Source organism: Streptomyces sp. NPDC006265 (assembly GCF_040613555.1).
GTDB lineage: Bacteria > Actinomycetota > Actinomycetes > Streptomycetales > Streptomycetaceae > Streptomyces.
In genome coordinates this window covers 1-4,759 of sequence record NZ_JBEXSH010000719.1, presented here as the reverse complement: position 1 = coordinate 4,759, position 4,759 = coordinate 1, and the positions used below count along the sequence as shown (strand labels likewise).

The window sequence follows — 4,759 nt, the reverse complement described above, 5'->3', positions numbered from 1 at the left end:
GGCCGGAAGACCAGACCGGACTCGAACAGCGCGAGGTCGTGCGAGCCGCGGCCGTCGTTGCGCCGCAGGGCGGTGAGCAGACCCGGCAGCAGCGACGTGCGCAGCGCGGGCTCCTCGTCGCTCAGCGGGTTGCTGAGCTTGACGACGCGGCGGGCCGGGTCGTCCGCCTCGAGGCCGAGCTGGTCGAAGACCTGCTCGCCGATGAACGGGTAGTTCAGCGCCTCGACGTATCCGGCACCGGCCAGGGCGCGGCCCACGCGGCGGTGCAGCCGCTGCCGGTCGGTCAGGCCGAGGCCCGCCGGGGGCTTGGGCAGCGTGGAGGGCAGGTTCTCGTAGCCCTCCAGCCGGATGACCTCTTCGGCCAGGTCGTTCGGGTCGGTGAGGTCGGGCCGCCAGGACGGGACGGTGACGATCAGCTCGTCCTGCCCGTACACGTCACAGCCGACCTCCTGGAGGCGGCGCACGACGGTCTCGCGGCCGTAGGCGACGCCCGCGACCTTGTCGGGGTGGTCGGCCGGGATGGTGACGGTGCGCGGCGCGGACGGGGCGAGGACCTCGGTGACACCGGCCTCGGCGGTGCCGCCCGCGAGCAGGACCAGCAGGTCGACGGTGCGCTGCGCGGCGGCCGCCGCGGCCTGCGGGTCGATGCCGCGCTCGAAGCGCCGGGACGCCTCGGAGGACAGCTTGTGCCGGCGGGCCGTACGCGCGATCGACACCGCGTCGAAGTGCGCGGCCTCGATGACGACGTCCGCCGTGGCGTTCTCCACGGCGATGGGGGTCCCCCCTGCTCGAGCGGAGTCGAGAGCTTGGGGGAGGTCGGCGATCTCCGTGTTGGCGCCGCCCATGACGCCGGCGAGCCCGATCGGGCCGCGGTCGTCGGTGATCACCAGGTCCTCGGCGTCCAGCGTGCGCTCGACACCGTCGAGGGTGATGAGCTTCTCGCCCGCCTCGGCCCGGCGCACCCCGATGGTGCCCTGGACCAGGCCACGGTCGTAGGCGTGCAGCGGCTGGCCGAGCTCCATCATCACGTAGTTCGTGACGTCGACGGCGAGCGAGATCGGGCGCATGCCGACCTTCTGCAGGCGGCGCTGGAGCCAGATCGGGGAGCGCGCCTCGGCGCTGAGGCCGGTCACCGTGCGGGCGGTGAAACGGTCACAGCCGACGGGGTCGGAGATCCGCACCGGGTAGCCGTACGCGTTCGGGCCGGGCACGTCGATCAGCGCCGGGTCGCGCAGCGGCAGGCCGTAGGCGATGGCGGTCTCGCGGGCCACGCCGCGCAGCGACAGGCAGTAGCCGCGGTCGGGCGTGACCGCGATGTCGAGGACCTCGTCGACCAGTTCCAGCAGCTCGACGGCGTCCTTGCCGATCTCGGTCTCCGGCGGCAGGACGATGATGCCCTTGGTACCGTCGTCGCCCATGTTCAGCTCGTCGCTGGAGCAGATCATGCCGCGTGACATCCGGCCGTAGGTCTTGCGCTCGGCGATCTGGAAGTCGCCGGGCAGGACGGCGCCGGGCAGGGCCACGACGACCTTGTCGCCCACGGCGAAGTTGCGGGCGCCGCAGATGATCTCCTGGGGCTCGCCGGTGCCGTTGGCCTGGCCGACGTCGACGGTGCAGAAGCGGATCGGCTTCTTGAAGTCCGTCAGCTCCTCGATCGTCGCGACCTGGCCGACGACCAGGGGACCCTTGAGGTCGGCGCCGAGCTGCTCGACGGTCTCGACCTCCAGACCGGCCGAAATGAGCTTGGCCTGCACGTCACGACCGGTCTCCGTCTCCGGCAGGTCGACGTACTCCCGCAGCCAAGAAAGCGGGACCCGCATCAGATCTCCATCCCGAACGGCCGGGTGAACCGGACGTCACCCTCGACCATGTCTCGCATGTCTTCGACGTTGTGGCGGAACATCAGCATCCGCTCGATGCCGAACCCGAAGGCGAACCCGCTGTACTTCTCGGGGTCGACGCCGCAGGCGGTGAGCACCCGCGGGTTGACCATGCCGCAGCCGCCGAGCTCGATCCAGCCCTCGGACGAGCAGGTGCGGCAGGGGCGGTCGGGGTGGCCGATGGACTCGCCCTTGCAGACGTAGCAGAGCATGTCCATCTCGGCGCTGGGCTCGGTGAACGGGAAGAAGTTCGGCCGCAGCCGGGTCTTCATGTCCGCGCCGAACAGGGCCTGGACCATGTGGTCCAGGGTGCCCTTGAGGTCGGCCATCGTCAGGCCCTCGTCGACCGCCAGCAGCTCGATCTGATGGAAGACGGGCGTGTGCGTGGCGTCCAGCTCGTCGGTGCGGAACACGCGGCCGGGGCAGACGATGTAGACCGGCAGCTCACGGTCGAGCAGCGCGCGGGCCTGCACCGGGGAGGTGTGCGTGCGCAGGACGACACCGGACCCGGACTCGTCGGTGCCCTCGGGGCCCTGGACGAAGAAGGTGTCCTGCATCTGCCGGGCCGGGTGGTCGGGCAGGAAGTTCAGGGCGTCGAAGTTGAACCACTCCGCCTCGGCCTCCGGCCCCTCGGCGACCTCGTAGCCCATGGCCACGAAGACGTCCGCGACCCGCTCCATCATCGTGGTGAGCGGGTGCCGGGCGCCGGACGGTACGCGGTCGTACGGCAGCGTGACGTCCACCGCCTCCTCGACGAGCACCCGTGCGTCCCGCTCGGCCTCGAGCTCCACCTGGCGGGCGGCGAGGGCCTTGTTCACGGCGCCGCGGGCCTGGCCCACGCGCTTGCCGGCCTCGGCCTTGGCGTGCGGGGGCAGGGCGCCGATCTCGCGGTTGGCGAGGGCCAGCGGGGAGGTGGGGCCGGTCTGGGCGACCTTGGCCTCGTGGAGCGCGTCGAGGGAGTCCGCGGCGGCGAAGGCGGCGAGCGCCTCGTCCCGCATGCGCTCGATCTCTTCCGGTTTCAACGTCTCGACCTCGACAGGGTCGTACGACTTATTCGGTGCCGACATCTCTTCCCGTGCTTCCGATTGGCTGGCTGAAGGTCCCCGTCACCGACTCGGACGGCCGCCTGAAGGGACACGAAGGTGCCAATGGCCGAGTCTAACGGGGTGGAGGTATGCGAATGCGCCCGTGGGGCTCAGGCGAGATAGGCCGGAGCGCTCACGGGCAACGTAAATCGGAACTCGGCGCCGGCGCCGGGGGCGCGGCCGACCGTGATGGTGCCGCCGTGGGCCTCGACGATGCCCTTGACGATGTAGAGCCCGAGGCCCGTCCCACCGCGCTTGCTGCCCCGCCAGAAGCGGGTGAAGACGCGGTTCATGGACTCCTCCGGGATGCCGGGCCCCTCGTCGCTCACCGTGACCGACGTGGCTGCGTTCTCGGCGTACTCGCCCTCGCGGAGGGACGCCGTGGCCGTGACGTCGATCGTGACAGTTCCCTCGCCGTGCCGCACGGCATTTTCCAGCAGGTTGCTGAGCACCTGGTCGATCTTGTCGGGGTCGGCCCACAGGTCGGGCAGCGGCTGCTGGACGCGCAGCAGGAACCGGTCGGCGGGCTGCCCCGCGGCGACGTAGGCCTGGATGTGCCGTCCCACGGCGGCGCCCATGTCGACGGGCTGGCGCCGCACCTCCAGCCGCCCGGAGTCGATGCGGGAGATGTCGAGCAGCTCGGCGATGAGCCGGGTGACCCGGTCGGCGTCGGCGTCGACGGTCTCCAGCATCAGGCGCTTCTGGTCGTCGGTGAAGCGTTCCCACTTGGCGAGCAGGGTGGCGGTGAAGCCCTTGACGGAGGTCAGCGGGGAGCGCAGTTCGTGGGCGACGGTGGCGATCAGCTCGGCGTGGCTGCGCTCGGTGCGGCGGCGGGCCTCGGTGTCGCGCAGGGTGACGACCAGGCGCCGGAGGGGGCCGGTGGGCCGGGTGCGGACGTAGCGTGCGCAGACCAGCACCTCACGGCCGCCGGGCAGGAGCAGGTTGCGCTCGGGCTGTCCGACACGGATGGCGAGGCCGCCGTACGGGTCGGTCAGCTGCCACCAGCGGCGGCCCTCCAGGTCCTCTAACGGCAGGGCCTTCTCCATGCGCTGCCCGAGGGCGTCCTTGGCGCGGACGGCGGTGATGCGCTCCGCGGCCGCGTTGAAGCAGATGACGTGACCCTGCTCGTCGGCGACGACGAGTCCGTCGGGCAGCTGGTCGGGGTCGATGCCGAGTCCGGCGGTATCACCGGGTGGCCGGGACGCGGCGGGCGGGCTCCCGGCGTCCTGGGCTCCCGGTGCGCTGCTCGTGCCGACACTCATCCCCGTACCCCACCTCCAAGGCTCCGCAGAGGGGTCCCTGAGCTGGTCACCCTACTAGTTCCCGGTGACGGAGCGGCACCCTCCGGGGGCGCGCTGTGCACGCGCCGACGCATAGAGACATACGGCGGCGGCGGTGGCGAGGTTCAGACTCTCGGCCTTCCCGTGGATCGGAACGCGCACGACGGCGTCCGTGAGGGCGCGGGTCTCCTCCGGCAGACCCCACGCCTCGTTGCCGAAGACCCAGGCGGTCGGCCCGCCCATGGTGCCCTTGTCGAGCTCGTCGTCGAGGTCGCGGTCGCCCGCGCCGTCGGCGGCGACGATCCGGACGCCGGCGTCCCGCAGCCTCTCGACGGCCTGCTCCACGGGGACGCCGACGGCGACGGGCAGGTGGAACAGGGAGCCGACGGAGGCGCGGACGGCCTTGGGGTTGTACACGTCGACGGAGGCGTCGGTCAGCACGACGGCCTCGGCCCCGGCGGCGTCGGCGCAGCGCAGCACGGTCCCGGCGTTGCCGGGGTCACGGACGTTGGCG

The 4,759-nt window shown here is 71.8% G+C and carries 4 protein-coding genes; all 4 read right to left on the bottom strand.

Annotation, left to right across the window (positions count from 1 at the left end):
• Positions 1–1,820, bottom strand: a 1,820-nt coding sequence (locus ABZ281_RS38285; RefSeq protein ID WP_356662631.1) for a phenylalanine--tRNA ligase subunit beta, incomplete at its 3' end; no start/stop codon positions are given.
• Positions 1,820–2,947, bottom strand: coding sequence for a phenylalanine--tRNA ligase subunit alpha (gene pheS, locus ABZ281_RS38280; protein WP_356662630.1), 1,128 nt, complete (start codon positions 2,945–2,947; stop codon positions 1,820–1,822). The genes ABZ281_RS38285 and pheS, both read right to left, overlap by 1 nt.
• Before the next feature lie 128 nt (positions 2,948–3,075).
• Positions 3,076–4,227, bottom strand: coding sequence for an ATP-binding protein (locus ABZ281_RS38275; RefSeq protein WP_356662629.1), 1,152 nt, complete (start codon positions 4,225–4,227; stop codon positions 3,076–3,078).
• 54 nt (positions 4,228–4,281) lie between these two features.
• Positions 4,282–4,759 (bottom strand): RNA methyltransferase (locus ABZ281_RS38270; RefSeq protein WP_356662628.1); only part of this gene is annotated, 478 nt, incomplete at its 5' end.

Coding starts and splice junctions, on each gene's coding strand:
- pheS (WP_356662630.1), bottom strand. CDS start 2,947: ATGTCGGCACCGAATAAGTCGTACGACCCTGTCGAGGTCGAGACGTTG.
- ABZ281_RS38275 (WP_356662629.1), bottom strand. CDS start 4,227: ATGAGTGTCGGCACGAGCAGCGCACCGGGAGCCCAGGACGCCGGGAGC.